The sequence below is a fragment of the Streptomyces sp. NPDC058240 genome (genome assembly GCF_042882135.1).
In the GTDB taxonomy this organism is placed as follows: Bacteria; Actinomycetota; Actinomycetes; order Streptomycetales; family Streptomycetaceae; genus Streptomyces.
On the sequence record NZ_JBHVWT010000002.1, the window covers coordinates 81604 to 98989 of the forward strand.

At 72.2% G+C, this 17386-nt stretch carries 17 protein-coding genes and 1 pseudogene; 9 read left to right on the top strand and 9 right to left on the bottom strand.

The window, feature by feature from the left end; all coding sequences use genetic code 11:
• Positions 1-2: 2 nt before the first annotated feature.
• The gene (locus tag ACFVX4_RS05605) at positions 3-755 is read right to left on the bottom strand and encodes a DUF6879 family protein (RefSeq protein ID WP_389972259.1); all 753 of its coding nucleotides are present in this window, start codon (positions 753-755) and stop codon (positions 3-5) included.
• Between the two features lie 172 nt (positions 756-927).
• On the opposite strand from ACFVX4_RS05605, the gene ACFVX4_RS05610 reads away from it, so the two are divergent.
• The 3 genes from ACFVX4_RS05610 to ACFVX4_RS05620 all read left to right on the top strand — a co-directional run bounded on the left by ACFVX4_RS05610 (position 928) and on the right by ACFVX4_RS05620 (position 2539).
• Positions 928-1404 (top strand): hypothetical protein, encoded by a 477-nt coding sequence (locus tag ACFVX4_RS05610; protein ID WP_389972261.1) that lies wholly within the window; start codon positions 928-930, stop codon positions 1402-1404.
• Positions 1405-1568: 164 nt separating this feature from the next.
• A complete protein-coding gene (locus ACFVX4_RS05615; RefSeq protein ID WP_389972263.1) occupies positions 1569-1697 on the top strand; it encodes a hypothetical protein in 129 nt (42 codons plus the stop codon).
• Positions 1698-1780: 83 nt separating this feature from the next.
• Positions 1781-2539: a hypothetical protein gene (locus tag ACFVX4_RS05620; protein WP_389972265.1), complete on the top strand. Its 759-nt coding sequence runs from the start codon at positions 1781-1783 to the stop codon at positions 2537-2539.
• Positions 2540-2669: 130 nt separating this feature from the next.
• Here ACFVX4_RS05620 and ACFVX4_RS05625 read toward each other — a convergent pair.
• From ACFVX4_RS05625 to ACFVX4_RS05640, 4 genes and pseudogenes are all read right to left on the bottom strand, one after another.
• Positions 2670-2927 (bottom strand): annotated as a pseudogene (locus tag ACFVX4_RS05625) (thioesterase family protein); the annotation flags it as partial.
• Between the two features lie 219 nt (positions 2928-3146).
• The gene (locus tag ACFVX4_RS05630) at positions 3147-4286 is read right to left on the bottom strand and encodes a Fic family protein (RefSeq protein WP_389972267.1); all 1140 of its coding nucleotides are present in this window, start codon (positions 4284-4286) and stop codon (positions 3147-3149) included.
• A 54-nt stretch (positions 4287-4340) separates the two neighbouring features.
• Positions 4341-4751, bottom strand: a complete 411-nt coding sequence (locus ACFVX4_RS05635) for a VOC family protein (protein ID WP_389972269.1) — start codon at positions 4749-4751, stop codon at positions 4341-4343.
• A gap of 123 nt (positions 4752-4874) precedes the next feature.
• Positions 4875-5015, bottom strand: coding sequence for a DUF6126 family protein (locus tag ACFVX4_RS05640; RefSeq protein ID WP_256260242.1), 141 nt, complete (start codon positions 5013-5015; stop codon positions 4875-4877).
• A 168-nt stretch (positions 5016-5183) separates the two neighbouring features.
• Between ACFVX4_RS05640 and ACFVX4_RS05645 the strand changes: the two genes are divergently transcribed.
• The 3 genes from ACFVX4_RS05645 (at position 5184) to ACFVX4_RS05655 (ending at position 7491) form a co-directional block, all read left to right on the top strand.
• Entirely contained in the window at positions 5184-6272 is a 1089-nt protein-coding gene (locus tag ACFVX4_RS05645; protein WP_389972271.1) for an LLM class flavin-dependent oxidoreductase, read from the top strand.
• Positions 6273-6295: 23 nt separating this feature from the next.
• Complete coding sequence (locus ACFVX4_RS05650; protein WP_389972904.1) at positions 6296-6949, top strand: FMN reductase; 654 nt, start codon at positions 6296-6298, stop codon at positions 6947-6949.
• Between the two features lie 119 nt (positions 6950-7068).
• The gene (locus tag ACFVX4_RS05655) at positions 7069-7491 is read left to right on the top strand and encodes a universal stress protein (protein ID WP_072487767.1); all 423 of its coding nucleotides are present in this window, start codon (positions 7069-7071) and stop codon (positions 7489-7491) included.
• 73 nt (positions 7492-7564) lie between these two features.
• Here the strand turns inward: ACFVX4_RS05655 and ACFVX4_RS05660 are convergent, their stop codons facing one another.
• The 3 genes from ACFVX4_RS05660 to ACFVX4_RS05670 form a co-directional block, all read right to left on the bottom strand.
• Positions 7565-9250: a hypothetical protein gene (locus tag ACFVX4_RS05660; protein ID WP_389972274.1), complete on the bottom strand. Its 1686-nt coding sequence runs from the start codon at positions 9248-9250 to the stop codon at positions 7565-7567.
• Positions 9225-10013 (bottom strand): hypothetical protein, encoded by a 789-nt coding sequence (locus ACFVX4_RS05665; RefSeq protein WP_389972276.1) that lies wholly within the window; start codon positions 10011-10013, stop codon positions 9225-9227. Before ACFVX4_RS05665 ends, ACFVX4_RS05660 begins: the two co-directional genes overlap by 26 nt.
• A gap of 104 nt (positions 10014-10117) precedes the next feature.
• Positions 10118-10852, bottom strand: coding sequence for a hypothetical protein (locus ACFVX4_RS05670; RefSeq protein WP_389972278.1), 735 nt, complete (start codon positions 10850-10852; stop codon positions 10118-10120).
• A 411-nt stretch (positions 10853-11263) separates the two neighbouring features.
• Between ACFVX4_RS05670 and ACFVX4_RS05675 the strand changes: the two genes are divergently transcribed.
• Positions 11264-11968, top strand: a complete 705-nt coding sequence (locus ACFVX4_RS05675) for a 4Fe-4S cluster-binding domain-containing protein (RefSeq protein ID WP_389972280.1) — start codon at positions 11264-11266, stop codon at positions 11966-11968.
• Here the strand turns inward: ACFVX4_RS05675 and ACFVX4_RS05680 are convergent.
• Positions 11943-13193, bottom strand: coding sequence for a macro domain-containing protein (locus ACFVX4_RS05680; RefSeq protein ID WP_389972282.1), 1251 nt, complete (start codon positions 13191-13193; stop codon positions 11943-11945). The two genes, ACFVX4_RS05675 and ACFVX4_RS05680, sit on opposite strands and share 26 nt — an antisense overlap.
• A 119-nt stretch (positions 13194-13312) precedes the next feature.
• Between ACFVX4_RS05680 and ACFVX4_RS05685 the strand changes: the two genes are divergently transcribed.
• On the top strand, positions 13313-15673 hold the full coding sequence (locus ACFVX4_RS05685) for a protein kinase (RefSeq protein ID WP_389972284.1): 2361 nt from the start codon (positions 13313-13315) through the stop codon (positions 15671-15673).
• The gene (locus tag ACFVX4_RS05690; RefSeq protein ID WP_389972286.1) at positions 15670-17343 is read left to right on the top strand and encodes a hypothetical protein; all 1674 of its coding nucleotides are present in this window, start codon (positions 15670-15672) and stop codon (positions 17341-17343) included. The genes ACFVX4_RS05685 and ACFVX4_RS05690 overlap by 4 nt, the downstream gene beginning before the upstream one ends.
• Positions 17344-17386 lie beyond the last annotated feature (43 nt).

The window sequence follows — 17386 nt, forward strand, 5'->3', positions numbered from 1 at the left end:
GGTCAGCCCTTCGTGCCGAACTGCGCCGCGAACTCGTCGGCCGCGATGGACGCGTGGACGGCGGCGTCCCGAGCCTGGCAGTACCGCAGCACGGTGGCCGGCTCGGTGATGATCTCGACATCGCCGAGGACGTCATCGTCGTCGAAGTGGAGGACGGCGACGAGTCGACTGTCGAAGATCCAGAAGTCCTGAGCCGGGAGGTGCACCGCCTCGGCGTCCTCTCGCCACAAGTTCCGGGCGTCCTCGCCTGTCGCCGCGTTGCAGCGGGCGTAGCTCAGCAGGAAGAGCTGTCCCACGGTCGGCGGGTTGTCGACGACACGGACACGGCCAACGTACTTCCCGGCCGCCGTCTGCCGCCGGATGTTCTGGCACCACTCGCTGTTCAGGTCCATCGGTGCCTCGCCGGTCGCGAGAAAGGCTGCGTATCCCTCGTCTTCGCGGTCGGAGGCGTAGCCGCGGCGGGTTTCCAGGTGCCAGGCCGAATGCTCGAAGTGGTGGAAGAGCTTTCCGAACTCCTCCGGGCCGATCAGCTTGGGCACGCGGTCCATCTCTTTCGGTCCGTGGTTGACAAGGAGTTCACGCGGAACGACCACTGCCACGTCGTCGGGGCCGAAGTGCTGAAGCTGGGTGAGGTCCTCGGGCTCGGTAAGGGGTGTTCCCTGGACGATGATCTCTCCAGAGTCGAGGTCATCATGAATCGCCGGGCATCCACCGTTCTTGCTGTCCGTGCCGTTGAACCGCAGTCGTCGTGCCATGTCGTCTCCCAGGGACGGGGATGGTCGCCACCAGCATCACCGTTCATACGGCCCCTCTTCTACACCGTGCCGCCCCCTTTGTGAGACCACACGAGAACATTCGACCAGCTTTCGAGAACATTCGAGAACATCGCATAGCTTGCCGCAACGGGACACTCCTACCGTCTCGTTCATGGCCCAAAGACCCGAGCTGTACGACGCTGTGGGCGTCGATCCATTTACCGCCGTGGGAGCTCTCCGGGCGACGGTCCTCCTCGCAGGCGTCCCCGGACTGGGCGTCCGCCCGGAGCACTGGCCACTGCGATGCCCGCCGGTCGAACGGTACGTGGACGGGTTTGGCTGGCTGGAGAAGCCTGGCGGTACGGGGCGGCTGACCCATCCCGGCGAGCTCGGAGTTGCCTTCGGCATGAAGACCAGCGTCTGCCCGGGGGCCGATCGGATGACCGGCCCCGATGACCCCAGTGAGTTGCCGCCCGTGGCCACGCTCTCGCGGGAGCAGCAGCGCGGCACGCACTGCGTGTGGTGCTCGGCAGCCCTGTCCGTACGCACTGCCGTGAACCTGAGCGCCCGCGAGACCGACGCCTTCGGCAACACCATCCAGTGGTTTCCCCGTTGCTGCATCAACTGCCGCGATGGTCACCCGGGGTGAATTCCCTCCAGGGCTCCGTCCTCGCCCAAAGGCCCCGCACCAACGGCGAGGACGGCCGAGGCCCCGCCCCCGGGGATGTCCGGCAAGACCGACCGGGGGCGGGATGCAAGTGCACGGCAGGGCAAGGAGGCGCCTTGTCCTGGTGACTTGAGGAGGCGACAGCGTTGACCTTCAAAGAAGCACTGACGCGCCGGGCAACCGTATCGGGCGGGGACAACGGGGGCCACGGGTCGGACGACACCGACATCGAGGACGGCGACGGCAACGGGGGGAGCGGCTCCCCGGGCCACTGATCACCGGCCACCGGCCCGAGAACAGTAGGAGCAGGTCCCCGGTTCCGGCCGGGGGCCTCACCCTCTCGAAAGAGACTCCGCGCATGAATCTCCTGGTCGTCGACTGGGACTTCTTCTTTCCCACCCCGGCCTCGGGTGGCCCCCGGGGCCCGCACGATGAACTCTTCACCTGGCCGGTGGCCGAGGACGAGTTCCACACGGAAACCATCTGGGAGGCCAGACTCCGGGACTTCAGGGCGGCGGGAATCGATCTGCCGCAGGTGGAGGGATGGCAAGGCTTCTGGGACCGCTTCGCCTTCGCTCCCGGCACCTCCCTCACGTACGCCGACAGCAACGCATGGGCCGCCCACCTCTGGCCGTCCGACCTCGGAGCGGAAACGCCTGCCTGGGATTCGGTCCACCTGTACGACGCTCACCACGACGCCGGATACCGGACGAACCACGCCAGCTTCGACGCCTGGAAGGAATCCGGCGACGGCATCCGGTGCGAGAACTGGCTGCTCGCTCACGCATGGGCAGGCTCCGATCTCCATGTCCATTTCCCGCCCTGGCGCGAGTCACTGGCCCGGCCGCCGGAGACCCCGCTCGTTCCCGTCACCATGACCATCGACGTCGGCACGCCCCCTACCGTGGCGTTCGACCTCGTCTTCGTCTGCCGATCGGGGGCGTGGGTGCCACCGTGGGCGGACGGGGCGTTCACCGAGTTCCTGCGGAGCGCGCCGATGCCGCGAACGGTCTTCCACCGGAACCGCTGGGTTCATCCACGGCCCGACCCGGCACGCATGGCGGACATGAAGGCCGCGCTGTACGCCAAGGCCGAGGAGATCGCCGGCGACGGCTGATCGGCGATACGCCCTCCGGCGGCATTTCGGCAACGCCGGGTCCCGTCCTCGGTACGCGACCCGGTGCTGAGGTGCCGTCAGGGCCTGCCAGAACAAGCACCTCGCCGCGCGACAGCTGGAGGGACGCGGTTCAGTCACCGGACAGCGGGCGAACGGTGAGGATCTGTTCGGCGTGGCCGATGGGCCCTCGGAGGTCGTGCAGGACGCTGCTGGTGAGTCCCTGTCCCGACGGGCCGAAGGCAGCGGTGGTGTCCAGTCCGGTCCACGGTCCTTCCGGCTGTCTGTGCAGATGGATCGTCAGGTCGAGGTTCGGGAACATCCACGCGGTGGGGTCCTGCTGGACGGCGATACCGTTCGCGGTGTCCACGAGCGCGATGTACGACGATCCGTCTCCTTGAACAGGGCAGGCGATGCACGGGACAGCTGCATCTATCACGCATCGTAGGGAGCACCCCCTCGCCGAGCACCGTGATCTCACGCACAAGCGGTCGAGCAGGACGACGAATCGGTGCCGTCCAGAACTGGCCTGAGCGAAAACGACGTCGGGATGCCGGCCTGGACCCGTCCACGGGCGAGCCCTGGCAGTGCGCGCTGCGGCACCGCGAGACTACGTGGCATACGGGTTGCTGATGGTGTGATGTCGACGTGCGGTGGCCAGCACCCGCTCCGGAAACCGCGGCCCGGCGACGTAGTGGCGGCCTTTCGTCCGGCCCACGGCCGTCAGCAACTGCGCCTTGGTGAGTGCCTGCAAATCCCGCGTGGCCTGCTGCGTGTTGATCGCTTCGGCCTTCTCGTAGCGGCTGCGCCGCACCCGGCCGACCATTGCCACCTCGTGCAGCGCGGTGACCTGCCGCTCCGTGACTCCGTGTGCACCGGTCCCCTCCATCAGTTGCATCCAGCAGTCGTTGGAACGGTCGACACGGCGTTGCACCCGCTGAGTCTGCTGGTGGTAGGCGAGCAGGTTGAATTTGATCCAGGGCAAGGTATCGCGCTCCGGCGACCAGACCGGTCCTCCGACCTCTCGCAGCACCTTGTAGTACTCCCAGGTGTTGCCCGGCATGCCCAGCCATTCCTCGATCGAGGAGAACTCGGGGGCGAGAACGCCGCCGCGTGCGATGAGAAGGGTCTGCACCGAGCGGGACATGCGGCCGTTGCCGTCGGACCAGGGGTGGATCTTCACCAGGTTCAGGTGGGCCATGGCAGCACGGAGCAGGACATGACTGTCCAGGTCGCCTTCGTTGAGCCAGTCCACGAGCTCGCTCACGAGCCCGGGAACCCGCTCCTGGTCAGGGCCTCCGTAATCGGTGGCGAGCTCGTCCCCCGGTGCGGTGATGCGGATCGAGGTCCTGCGCCACTGCCCGGCGAGCTTGCGGGGGTGGTGATGCCCCTGGAGCATCCAGTGCAGGCTGTTGAGGAGTTCCTTGCTGTAGCGGAAGTCGGTCACATCGTGCAGTGACTGGATGTACGTCATGGCCTGTTGGTAGGCCAGCGTCTCCGCCTTGTTCTCGTCACTGGCCTCGACCTCGCGCTCGCCGTCCATCAGGTCGGCGACGTCCACGGCATCGACCCGGTAGCCCTCAATCGCGTTCGACGCCGCGATGGCATTGGCTGTCAGGGCCTTGCGCAGATCAAGGATCCATTTCATCGGAGCCTGCTGCACCGCATGCCGCACCCGTTCGCGCAGGACGTTGGTCTGCTCCAGAACCTGAAGGTCGCCCGAGTTCAGGCGTGGCATCTCGTACAGCATGATGCAGTAATACCCAGCAACCAGCATTCTCGCTCGATGCGTCTCGCGGCCCCGTCAGGAGTTGGACCATCCACGTCGGCACAGGACGAGGCGGTATCCGTCCGGGTCCTCCACGGTGACGCCCCACTCATTCCAGTACGGGTTCGGCGACGCGACCCGCTTGCCGCCGTGCTCCTCCAGGCGGTCCACCGTCTCCTCCGGTACCGGGCCGTCGAAGTAGAGGACGAGCAGGTCCTCGTCGGTGGGGCGGGGGTCGGTGGGGTGATCGCCGCCGTGGACGAGTTCGAGGTGCCAGGACGCGTCCGGGTGTCCCACCATGAGCAGATCGTGCGTGCCGGGCTCCCGGCCCGCGTCGGCGCGGAACAGGACGTCCAGCCCGAGGCCGTCCGCCCAGAACCTCTCGGCTGCGGCGAGGTCCTGGGACGGTCGGGCGATGCGGACATGAGTCTGACCGGTGAACGGCATGGCGGCACCCTCTCTGGCGTCGGCACGCTCGGTCGCGCACCAGGGCCCGCAGCGTAGGGGGCCGGCCCGGTCGTGCGCATCGGCGGATGGTCCTGGTCCCCGGGACCCGGTCCCCCGCTCACTTCACTTCTTGGCGTGCTCGCCGACGTAGAACAGGATCCAGATGAAGCCCGCGAAGAGATGCGTGGCGAAGACGTAGACGAAGACGCGCAGGGCGACGCCGCGCTCCTTCCAGCGCTCGCTCTCGCCACCGCTCCCGCTCACAGCTCCGCCTCCGTAAAAAGTGCGGTCCGTGGCCGGTCCGCGCATCCCGTCCAGGGTACGCACCACCCGCTCCTCCCCCCCGTGGAATAGGTCAGGGGGGTGCTCCGTTGTAGGGTGTGTTCACGTAGTTCAACATTCAACCAAACTAGGTTTCTGGAGGCGGGCGCCATGCAGTTCGGGATCTTCACCGTCGGGGACGTCACCACCGACCCGACGACCGGCAGGACGCCGAGCGAGCACGAGCGGATCAAGGCCACCCTCGCCATCGCGCAGAAGGCCGAGGAGGTCGGCCTGGACGTCTTCGCGACCGGCGAGCACCACAACCCGCCGTTCGTCCCGTCCTCGCCGACGACCACGCTCGGCTACATCGCCGCCCGCACCGAGAACCTGATCCTGTCCACGTCCACGACGCTGATCACCACCAACGACCCGGTGAAGATCGCCGAGGACTACGCGACGCTCCAGCACCTCGCGGACGGCCGCGTCGACCTGATGATGGGGCGCGGCAACACCGGTCCGGTCTACCCCTGGTTCGGCAAGGACATCCGTCAGGGCATCCCGCTCGCCATCGAGAACTACGCCCTGCTGCACAAGCTGTGGCGCGAGGACGTCGTCGACTGGGAGGGCAAGTTCCGTACGCCGCTGCAGTCCTTCACCGCGACCCCGCGCCCGCTGGACGGCGTCCCGCCGTTCGTCTGGCACGGCTCGATCCGCTCGCCGGAGATCGCCGAGCAGGCCGCCTACTACGGCGACGGCTTCTTCCACAACAACATCTTCTGGCCCATCGAGCACACCAAGAAGATGGTGGACCTGTACCGGCAGCGGTACGCGCACTACGGGCACGGCACCGCCGAGCAGGCCATCGTCGGCCTCGGCGGCCAGGTGTTCATGCGGAAGAACTCGCAGGACGCGGTACGGGAGTTCCGCCCGTACTTCGACAACGCGCCGGTCTACGGGCACGGGCCCTCGATGGAGGACTTCACGCAGCAGACGCCGCTGACCGTCGGCTCGCCGCAGGAGGTCATCGAGCGGACCCTGTCCTTCCGGGACGCCGTCGGCGACTACCAGCGCCAGCTGTTCCTGATGGACCACGCGGGACTGCCGCTGAAGACGGTCCTGGAGCAGCTCGACATCCTCGGCGAGGAGGTCGTCCCGGTGCTGCGCAAGGAGTTCGCCGCCCTGCGCCCGGCCGGGGTCCCGGACTCCGCGCCCGTCCACCCGGCCGTCGCCGCCCGCACCGCCACGAAGGAGGTCTGACCACCGTGTCCACCGTGTCCACCGTGTTCGCCACCGAGCCCGTGCGCATCGTCGCCGTGTCGGCCGGGCTGAGCAGCCCGTCCTCGACCCGGCTGCTGGCCGAGCGGCTGGCCGGTGCCGCCCGTGAGCGGCTGCTGGCCGAGCAGGACCGCACGGTCGAGGTCCAGGTGATCGAACTGCGCGACCTGGCCGTCGACATCGCCAACCACCTGGTCACCGGCTTCCCGCCGGCCGCCCTGGACAGGGCGATCAAGGAGGTGGCGGAGGCGGACGGGCTGATCGCCGTCTCGCCCGTGTTCACCGCCTCGTACAGCGGACTGTTCAAGTCGTTCTTCGACCTGATCGACAACACGGCACTGACCGGCAAGCCCGTCGTCATCGCGGCGACCGGCGGCACCGCCCGCCACTCGCTGGTCCTGGAACACGCGATGCGCCCGCTCTTCGCCTATCTGCGGGCCACCGTCGTACCGACGTCCGTGTACGCGGCGTCGGAGGACTGGGGCTCGTCAGGCGACGAGTACACCGACGGCCTGCCCTCCCGCATCCGCCGGGCGGGCGGCGAGCTCGCGGCCATGATCACGGGCGGCCGGGCTGCCTCCGGGGCACCGAGGACGCTCGGGCTCGACGACGAGGTGGTGCCGTTCGAGCAGCAGCTCGCCGACCTCCGCCTGGACTGAGGGACCCGCCGACGGAACCCTTGTACCGGTTTGATTAGAGTTGGACTGAAAGGTGCGTCGTACGAGTTCGCCTCGTACGACGCGTCCGCGCACTGAGCCGAACCGAGCTGGAGGCAGTGATGGGCAGGATCGTGGTGGGCGTTGACGGCTCCGAGTCGTCGGTCAAGGCGTTGCACTGGGCCGTACGCCAGGCGGAGCTGACGGGTGACACGGTGGAGGCCGTCAACAGCTGGGAGTACCCCGCGACGAGCTGGGCGTCGATGATGCCCGGCATGCCGGAGGACTTCGACCCGCAGGCCCTGGCGACCGTGGCCCTCACCGAGACGCTGGAGGAGGCCCTGGGCGCCGAGGGTGCGGCGGCGGTCAGCAAGATCGTGGTGATCGGCAACCCGGCCCAGTCCCTGCTGGACCGCGCCGAGGGAGCCAGCCTCCTCGTCGTGGGAGCGCGCGGCTACAGCGGCCTCAAGGCGACCCTGCTCGGCTCGGTCAGCCTCCATGTCACCCAGCACGCACCGTGCCCGGTGACGGTCGTACGCGGCTGACGACGGACGGGGCGGGTCCGCACGACCATGTGCGGACCCGCCCTTTTTCGTACCGGTCCGAGATGCCGGGCTCTCACGCGCCCCGGCCGGCCGGGGGCCCGGGACGGCGCGGCAGCAACGGCCAGGTGGCGGAGAGCTTCATCGCCGCCTCGGTCACCGCGGGATCGCTCGACCGCTCCATCGCCCCTTCCAGAAAGGCATGGGCCGCCGCCTCGTACAGGTCGTCCGTGGCCCGGACCCGGGCTTCCACCGCCTCCCGGCGCTGGGCCGAACGGTCCTGCGCCGACCGGTCGAGCGAGCCGGCCCGGTCCGCGGCGGCGCGGGCCTCCTCCCGCTGCCTGACCCTGTCGGCCCGGCGTTCCAGGGCCGCGCGGTACGCGTCCAGGTAGGGGTGTTCCCTGAGCAGCCCCAGCAGGAAGCCGATGCCTCCGGACAGGAAGAGCAGGGCCACGAACATCCAGGTGATGGTGTGCGGGGCCAGATGGAGGCTGTCCGCCAGTGTCGGCGGTGCGGCGAGGTCCTTCGCACCGCTGGAGTCACCGAGGTCCGACGGGACGTCGATGGGGTCGGGGTGCTTGAGCACCAGCCTGGCCCGCAGATCGCCCAGGGCCCATCCGGAGAACCCCCAGACCCCCAGCAGGGCCAGCGCCGGAAGCGCGGCGGCCTTGACGGATCCGGTCGCCGCGCGGCTGCGCAGGGTCCGCCCCGCCAGGTGCGGCAGGAGCACCATCAGTACGGCGGTGGAGATCGCCAGCGTGCCGGACAGGAAGTCGGCGCTCTTGCTGCCCGTTCCGTGGAAGGGCTGGAAGGCGATCCAGTAGATCGGTATCTCGACCGCCGCGATGGCGAGCAGCATGGCCCAGGTCAGCCACGCGGGCATGCCCGGACGGGCCGGCATGCCTTCCCAGCCCGGGTCGGACGGCGGAGCCAGGTCGCCGAGGAACTCCGCCTCCCGCTCCTCCCTCGGGGCGGGGCCACGGCCGGTGGGCGGCTGGACGGCGTCCGCGTCCCCGGCAGGATCGAGCGACTGCCAGTCGTCGTCGGCCGAACCCTCGTCGGGCACCGGCGCGGGGCCGCGCCGCCCGGCGGGGGCCCCGTCGTCGCCTCCGGGCGGCGTCCCGTCCGGGCGGGACGCCGCACCGCTCTCCCCGGTGGCCTCCGCGTCGGGGAACCGGGCCTGGATCCACCGGAGTTCGACCCGCTCCCGGACACCGTCCCGGAACCGTTCCCACCGCACCGCACGGGCCGCGAGCCGGTTCAGCTGGCGCCAGGACGACCGGACCTGTTCGTCGGCCTCCCGCAACAGCTCGTCCTGCAGCCGGCTCTCCACCTCGGCCGCTTCCACGTCCGACCTGGCGCGCGCGTCCCGCAGGAGCGCCGCCTCCTCCATGTCCGCCGCCTGCTCCCGCAACTGCGCCTGCAACATGTCGCGCACCGAGGCGAGTTCGGCGAAGTAGGGCACCCGGCCGCCGCTGTCGAGCACCCAGGGGTCGAGCGCGCCCGACCGGGCGGCCCGGCCGCGCACGGCGGGCCGCCTCCGGCCCGTGACCGCCCCGGCCCCACGCTTGCGGGCATCCTTGATCAGGCGCCGCTGCTGCCGGTCCGTCAGGACCAGAGGGTGGCGCGTGGGCCCCGCCTCCGGCTCCGCGACCCGGCGGTCCGCGCCCCGGCTTCCGGCCCCGGCGCGCAGCGGCCCCGGAATCCTGAGCCGCCGCCGGCGCGGCTCCCCGGGGTCACTTCCGGTAGTCGTCGTGGACATGCGCCTTCGCCCTCCCGCTCAGGATCTCGGACCAGAACGCGTCGAACGGCCGGTACTCGCTCGGCCTGGCGTCGTGGCGCATGCCGTAGCCGACGGGATAGACATCCATCCCGGTGATTCCCGGTACGCCCCTGTCGCCGAGCAGGGTGTCGACGGCCCGCTCCCGGCTCTCCTCCGTCGCGATCTCGCCCACCCTGAGCGTGAACTCCTTGTCGGCCTGCTCGAAGTCGCTCACCACCAGCAGGCTCGGCGTCCCCTTGCCGGACGGCATGGCGTCGCCGATCCGCGCCAGGCCCCCGAGCACATCCGAACCCCCTTGTGTGCGGGCGCACTTCAGCATGGTGAGCGCGCCCATGAGCGCCAGGACCCGCGACGACCTGCGCATGCTGTCGCGGTCGGAGGTCTCGTCCCCCGGCGGATCGAGGTCGATGTCCCCGACCCGGCAGGAGGAGGTCTGCGAGGACCGGGTGACCGGGGCGAACGCCAGCGTGCCGCAGTGCCGTTCGGTCAGGAAGGGGAGCAGCGTGGACTTGAGTTTCGCCTCGGCGTCGAAGCCCCGGCTGCCGGCCGCTCCGGAACCCGAACCGTCGATGACCAGCCCGCAGGGCGTACGGAGTTCATCGCCCCCGGAGGGCGAGGAGCAGCCGGCGACGGCCACGAGCGACGCGGCGAGCACCAGAGCCGAGGCGGCACGCCGGAAGCGGCCGGATCGGTGTGGCGGCCCGGCGACGGGCGGACGGCCGGGCGGGTGGGGCACGTTCATCGCTCTCTCCGTGTTCGTGCGATGGTTCACGGTTTCCTGGAATTCGCCGGTGGTGACCGGTCGCTGCGCGGCGCGCGCCGGTGGCACGACCGGTGTCGGGCGGGTCATCCGCGCCCCCGTCCCGGGCCCGCCGCCGCCCTGTGCGGGGCGGCGGGATCCGCGCCCCGCACGGGCTGGGCGTCGAGGATGGCCAGTGCACGGGTCACCGGGTGATCGGTCCGGCCCCGGGCCGGGGCGGCCCACAGCCCGCCGTCCACCCGCAGCCAGTCGTCGGTGTGCTGCCAGGACTCGTCGAGAACGATGTGGCCGGGCAGCAGGTGCGGGTGGTCCAGCGGGAACGCCCCCTCCTCCGAGTGCGGCTGAAGGTCCGTCAGGACCGCTGTCCAGTAACGGGCGAGCCGCTGGTTCGCCTCGTGGGTCAGGACAGCGGCCCGGCCCCGGCACACGCCCGCCGAGGCCCGCCACACACCGATGAGTTCGCCATACCGGGCAAGGGCGGCCGGCGCGGGGGCCTGCCGCACGTCGTACTGGGTGACCACCCGCACGGACTCGGCGTGGATCCGCGCACACAGCTCGCGTTCGTCGTGCAGCAGCCGCGAGCGCAGCTGGTCGGCCCCGCGCGAGGCACTCGCCCGTATCCCCTGCACATGGGGGGTCAGCAGTTCCGGGTACGGATCGGCGGCGCCCCGCGGCAAGGTGTCCGGGTGCGGCAGTGAAGCGAGCCTGGCCCGCAGACCGGGCGCGTCCCGCCGGCCCTGATACCTGTCGTGGAATGCGATGATCCGGCCGACCCAGGCATACCGGGCCGGACTTCTGAAGCGGTTCGTGTCGATTCTCATGGCGGAATCCCCTTCCCCCGTGCAGCCGCCCTCCGGCGACCGCCTTTTCTCCGTTCGAGCGCGCTCCGGCGGCTTCTTTCGCACGGCGTGATCCGGTCCGTCGCCCCCGCCGCGCCCGCCCCTGGCGGTTCACCGGACGAACCCCGAAGCTGAATCGGGGAACGGAGCGTAGCCGACCGGGTAAGGGAAATTCCCGGCCTTTCGACCGCGCATTCGGCTCCGCGGGCATTTCCCGGAACACATCCGGAATCGGCCCGGAAAGCGACCGGACCGCACCCGGAAACGCCCGGAAATCCACCGGAATAAATGTGCCGCGCGCCGCCCGTTCGCTCGATACTCGTTCTCGACGAAGTCTCCGGTGCCCGCTCGGTGTTGCCGGAGCGGACGGCCCGGCGGGAAGGGGGAGGACGGATGCGGGTCAGGGTCGGCGGGACGCACTTCCCGGTGGAGACGCTGGGGCCGGGCCGACGGCTGGGCATCTGGCTGCAGGGCTGTCCGCTGGCGTGCCCCGGTTGCATGTCGCGGCACACCTGGGAGCCGGAGAACGGCGAATCCATGGACGTGGCGGAGCTGTTGGAGCTGTGGCGGGCCGCGCTCGCCCGCGGCGCCGCAGGTCTGACGGTGAGCGGCGGCGAGCCGCTCGCCCAGCCCGCGGCCCTGGCGGAACTGCTCCGGGGCGCCGCCCTGCTGCGTGCCGCGTGGACCCGCCCCGGCGCGACCGACGACGGCCTCCCCGCCGATCTGCTGGTCTACACCGGCTACGAGGAGCCCGAGTTGGGCGCGGCCCGGCGGGCCGCCCTGGCACCGGCGGACGCCGTGGTGACCGGGCGCTTCCGGATCGCCGAACCGACCGGTCTTGTGTGGCGCGGCTCCGCGAACCAGCGGCTGACGCCGCAGAGCGGCCTCGGCCGGGTCCGGTACGCGCCGCATCTGGACCGGGAGGCGGACGAGCCGACGGTACAGGTCGTCGTGGAGCCGGCGCAGGCGTCCGACGGGCCGTCCGGTCCTCCCTCGGTACGGCTCTTCGGGGTGCCAAGGCGAGGAGAACTCACCTATTTCGAAAGGCAGTTGAGAGAGCGTGGGCTACGACTCAGGGGGCGGAGCTGGCGGCCGTGAGGAGTTTCGCCAGTTCGGGGCGCTGGGCCACCAGGTGCACCGTCCAGGACGGATCGCGGCTCAACTCCTCGTGGACGGCCCAGCACAGCCAGCGCGCCGCCTTCTCCGGCGGCAGTCCGTGCCCCGCGCCGAGCAGGGGGAAGCAGAGGGAGGAGAGCGGCGGGTCGTACCTGTCGCGTTCCGCGCGGGCCAGTCGGAAGCTGGCCGAGACCGCCTCGGCGAGGACGTGCGGATCGACTCGATAGCTGTGTCCGTCGCTCGTGGGGGAAGCGACGGCCGCGTGGTGGATGCGGCGCACGCCGCGCTCGGCGAGGGCTCCCGGCGAGGTCGGGACGACGGTGCCGGGGCGCACCGGGAGCCCGGACCGGCCGTGGGCCCGCATCCACTCGACCAGTTCACGGGCGAGGACGTCGTCGACCGTCTCGCCTGCCTCGTCGCGGATCGCGGCGGCCCTGCGCAGCGAGCCGGACACGGTGGAGCGGAACGTCTTGGACATCTCCAGATAGATGTTCTCCGAGGACACCAGGATGTCGATGTCCCGCAGCAGTTCGATGGACGCGACGTGCACGGTGACCCGGTGCACGGCGGCGGCCGACAGCGGTGGTCCGGTCAGCCGGGTCGGCGGGTCGGGCACCGGCTCCGGTGTCCGCGTCACCGGACCGCCGCCGCCACCGTCCGGGACGGACGGGCCTGGCGGGCCGGGCAGGCCGGGCAGACCGGACGGAGGCGGTCCGGCGATGGCCGCCCGCGCCACCGCCAGTACCGCGAGCGCCAGTTCCGCGATCACCTCCTGCTCCTGGCTCTTGCGGAAGCGTTCGGACGTGACGCCGTAGACGGCTGCCGCGGCCTTGCGGCGTTCCTGGCCCGAAACGCCCCGCCAGTCCGGCAGCAGCCCGAAGGTGTGGGCCGCCGCCCTGGCGAGCGGGTCGCCCCGGGTGCCGTCGGCGGACAGGGTGCGTCCGCCGAGATGCCGCACTCCGGCCTTCAGCAGCGTCTCCACTCCGGCGGCCTCGTCGTCGAAACCCCCGCTCAGGCCCGCGGCGACGGCCACTCTGATCAGGGCCTCGGGCCGCAGGGTGCGCAGGCCGGCCAGACCGGGCCGGCGCAGGGCCCGCAGCTCCGCGGCCAGCCGCTCGGCGCCGGGCAGCGGCGGAAGCACTCGGCCTCCGGGCGCGGGCCCGAGGGGTTCTGGAGCGGACGAGGAGGGCTGGGTCTCCTGGCTCATGGCCGACACGATATGCCCGCCCGTCCGCCCGCGGGAGGGCCTCTGGACAACATTGTCCGGCCGGGCGGTACGGCCACCGTCCCCGCCCTGCCCGGCCCCGTCATCGGAAGGCATGTCGCATGACTGTTCCGCCGCCCACGGAAGTGGAAGTCGACGAGGCCGGAACCGGTTACCGCGATCCGCGCGACGCGGAGACCCGCAAGGGGCTGGACCGGGTGCCGGCCGCACTGGGCGGACGCTTCGACCTCACCCAGGTGCTGAGCAGCGTCCACCGGCCGTCCCAGGCCGTGGTGCTCCGGGTCAAGGACCGGGAGGCCCGGCACGCGTCCGCCGACGTCCCCCTCGTACTGAAGTGGTACCACCACCGGTTCGGCCCCGACCCCGGCGTCCGCCGCGTCCTGGCCGAAGGGCCGGGCGGGCCGGTCGCCGGGCTGCTGGAGAGCGGCACCGCCGACGGCCACCCCTACGACCTGACCCTCTCGTACGGCGAGACCGACCTCGCCCGCTACCACGCCGACCACCCCGGGCCGCTGCCGCCCGCCCTGGTCCGGGCCGTCGTGGAACAGCTCCACGCGGCGCTGGTCGCGGTGCACGCGCGGGACATCGTGCACCGTGACGTCACGCCCGACAACATCATGGTGCGGATCCAGAACGAGGACCGGCCCGAACTGGTGCTGATCGACTTCGGCGCGGCGGTGCACGAGCCGCAGCACGACCGGCCGCGCCGGCGCGGCTGGGTGGGCAAACCTCTCTACCTCGCACCGGAGGCGGCCCCGCACCGGCAGGCCGTGACCCCCGCCGTCGACTGGTGGTCCCTCGGCATGGTCGTCGCCGAACTGGCCGGCGGCAGCCACCCGATCGACTTCCGCGGCGACGAGGAGGTGCTGACCGAGGTCGCCACCCACGACCCCGAACTGCCCCTGGTGACCGATCCTCGGCTGCTGATGCTCTGTCAAGGACTGCTCACGCGGGCACCGGAGCACCGCTGGGGCGGCGATCAGGTGGCGGCCTGGCTGCGGGGTGAATCCCCACCGACGGCACCCCGCACGTCCGGCGCGGCACCGCACGACCTCCCGCCCCGGCGCACGCTGCGCCCCTTCCCCTTCATGGGCCGGGAGGTCACCGGCGCCGAGGAACTGGCCCGGCTGCTGGACGTCAACCGCCTCGCCACCGGACGGCTGCTGGCCCGCCGGAACCGGCGGGCCGAACTGGTCGAGTGGCTGGGCCAGTTCATCGACTCCCCCGGCCGCAGCTCCGAGGAGAACGAACGGCTCGTCGCCCTGCGCGCGGAACTCGCCGAACCGCCGGACGCCCGGACCACCGCACGGCTGATCAACTGGCTGGGCCCGCGACTGGAGGTCTCCCACCACGGAGTACCCCTCGACACCCTGGGCATCCGGCAGCTGACCGAGGCGGTCACGGACGGCGACGCCGAGGCCCGCGCGGTACTGACCGATCTGCTGCGGCACGAACTGCTGCCCCTGCTCGCCGAACGTCCGGGCGGCGCCGGACTCGACGAGGTGCACCGGCGGTGGTCCGCGCACCGGGCCGCCTGGCGGCCGCTGACCGACGAGATCCTGTCGCGCGGCGGCCCCCGCGACCGCGGCGCCGCCCGCGCCCGGCTGCGCCGCACCGATGCCGTCGACGCGATGCTGCTGCGCCTCGCCCACGAACCGGGGCGGGTCACGGCGGAACTGGCACGGGGGGCCGCCGCGGTGCGGGCCGCCCTGGCCGTGCCCGTCGACTGGTACACCCGGCTCGTCGCCGATCCGGACGACACCCTGCGGCTGATCGCCGCCCGGCTGCTGGCCGGTGTCGCCGGCGACGAGGCCGCGGCGCGCCACGGGGAGCTGGCCGAGGCGGAGGCCGCCCGGCTGCTGGCCGCCGACCAGGACGCCACCCTTGTCTGGCTGCGTCGGCTGGAACGCCCGGCGATGCTGGGCTGGGCGCTGCTCGGGGCCACTACGGCCACCGTGCCGTGGGGGTTCGTGATCGGCCTCGCCGATGTCCTCGGACGGGCCTCCCAGCAGGCGGTCGTACTCGCCTGGGCGCAGGCCCTGCCCGCCGCCGCCGCGGTGTTCGCCCTGGAGCTGTCCGCCGCGGCGTTCATCGGCCCGCCCCACTACCACCCCCGGCGGTCGCTCGCCGGGCGGCTGATCGCCACGTCGGAGCGCCCCGCCCGGTTCGCCCGGTCCCGCGGCCTGCGCACCCTGCTGCCGTCGGCCGCGCTGCTGGCCGCGGCGGTGGCCCTGGGGATCTACGCCGTCACCGTCGCGCCCTGGGCCTGGCCGATCGGCACCGTCGTGGCACTCACCGTCTGGACGGTGCACCGCACGGTCTCCTGGCGCCGGGAGCTGAGCCGGCTGCGCGCCGGGCGGGCCGCGGACCGCACCGGCCGTCCGCGGGGCGTCGTGCCCGCGGGCCCGGCACGCACGTACCGGCCACACCATCCGCTGCCGCCGCCCGGAGGAGACCGATGAGCACCGGAGTCGCCCTGCCCTCGATCAGCGAGGTGTTCCCCGCGGTGGACTACGCACCGGCCGGCCAGTCGGTCGGCGATCTCGTCCCGCACGCCCAGGCCTTCGCGCACCCCGGTGTCGCCCATGTGCCAGGGGCCGCGGACGCCGTCCACCAGGCCGCCGGGCACCTGACCGACGCGGCGGCCCACGGTCTGCATGAGCTCCTCGCCCCGGCGGCCGTCGCCCTGGGAGCGCTCAGCGGGGCGCTGCTGGCCGGACGGGCCGCCCTCGTCACCACCCAGGTACTCGCGGCGGCGGCCGTACGGGCCGCCGAGGAACAGGCGTGCCTCGAACGCCGACAGGAGGCGACCGCCGCCGCGGCCCGACAGTGGGAGGCCGCCGCCTTCGCCGCCGCGCGGGCGAACGCACGGCGGGCGGCACTGCTCGCACGGATACGACGGGCAGCGCGGGCGGCCCCGCCCGGCACTCCCCCGCCGCCGCCCCCCGGCCTCCCCGGCCCCCTCGGCCCGGTGGGCATGACCCTGGCCCGGCTGCGCGAGCGACTGGCCGTCCTGGACGAGCGGATGCGTCACGCCGAGGCCGCGCACGCCGACTGGGTGCAGCGGACGAGCCGGAACGCCTTCACCGGACCGGAGGACGACGCCTGGCAGCGTGAACTGCGGGCCCGGCGCGCCTCGGTGCTGCACGAGCACCGGTCGCGGCCGGACGCCGCACGGGACGCGGACCCCTCCGTCGCGCGCCGGGAGGACGAGGCCCTGCCGCAGCCGCCCGCCGCCGAGGAACTGCGGCACGAGGACGCCGTGCGGATCGGGGCCGAACTGCTCGCCCGGCTCGACGTGGCCGCCACCGCCGAGGACGCCGCACCGGCCGCCGCCGCGGTACGGCACGCGCTCGCCGCCGCCGCGACCCGCCCGCTCAAGGCCCGCACCCATCTGCGCGAGGCACGCCGCTTCGTCGCCGACACCAACCGTGCCGTCCGGGCCCGCCGGGCCGCCGAGGAACGGGCCGCCGCACAGCTCCACTTCCTGGAGACCACGGCCCCGCAGGGCACGGACCCGCTGCCGCCGGCCCCGGCCGAGACCGCGCTGCTGCGCCGGGTGCTCGACGAGGGCCGCGGGCTGGAACCCCACGAGCAGCAGCAGGTGGACGACCGGGTGTCGGAGCGGCTGGCGGAGCTGGAACGCCGGTACGTCGAGCGGATGCTGCGGCTCGCGATCTCCGGCACGGACCGCTCAGACGGCCGGGGGGCCGATTCGTCGCACCCGCGCGACCGGCTCGTCCGCTTCGACTGGACGCCGCCCGGCTGGGGCGAGGAGCACTGGCTGCGGATCGTCCTGGACGGGGAGCACGCGCGGGTGGCCACCATGCGCCGCGAACGGCCCGATGCGCGCGACGGCGCCGCGCTCGCCCGGGACGCCGAACGGTGCCACCGGGCCGGCGACCACCTGGACCGGCTGCGGGAGATCGCCCGACAACTCGGCGTCGCCCTGGACTTCGTCTTCGAGGAGAGCGGCACCGTACCCGGGACACGGGGCGAGGAAGGCGTCCTCGTGCTCGACGAGGACACCGTGGGCGCGCGGCCGGAAACGTCCGGGAACACGCACGACGGACAAGGGCGCCGGCGCGAGGACCGGCCCAGGTACCGCACGGCTCCGGCCGGCGACCGCTGACGCCACCGGCCGGCCGACGCCCCGCCGTCGCGGAAAACGTGAA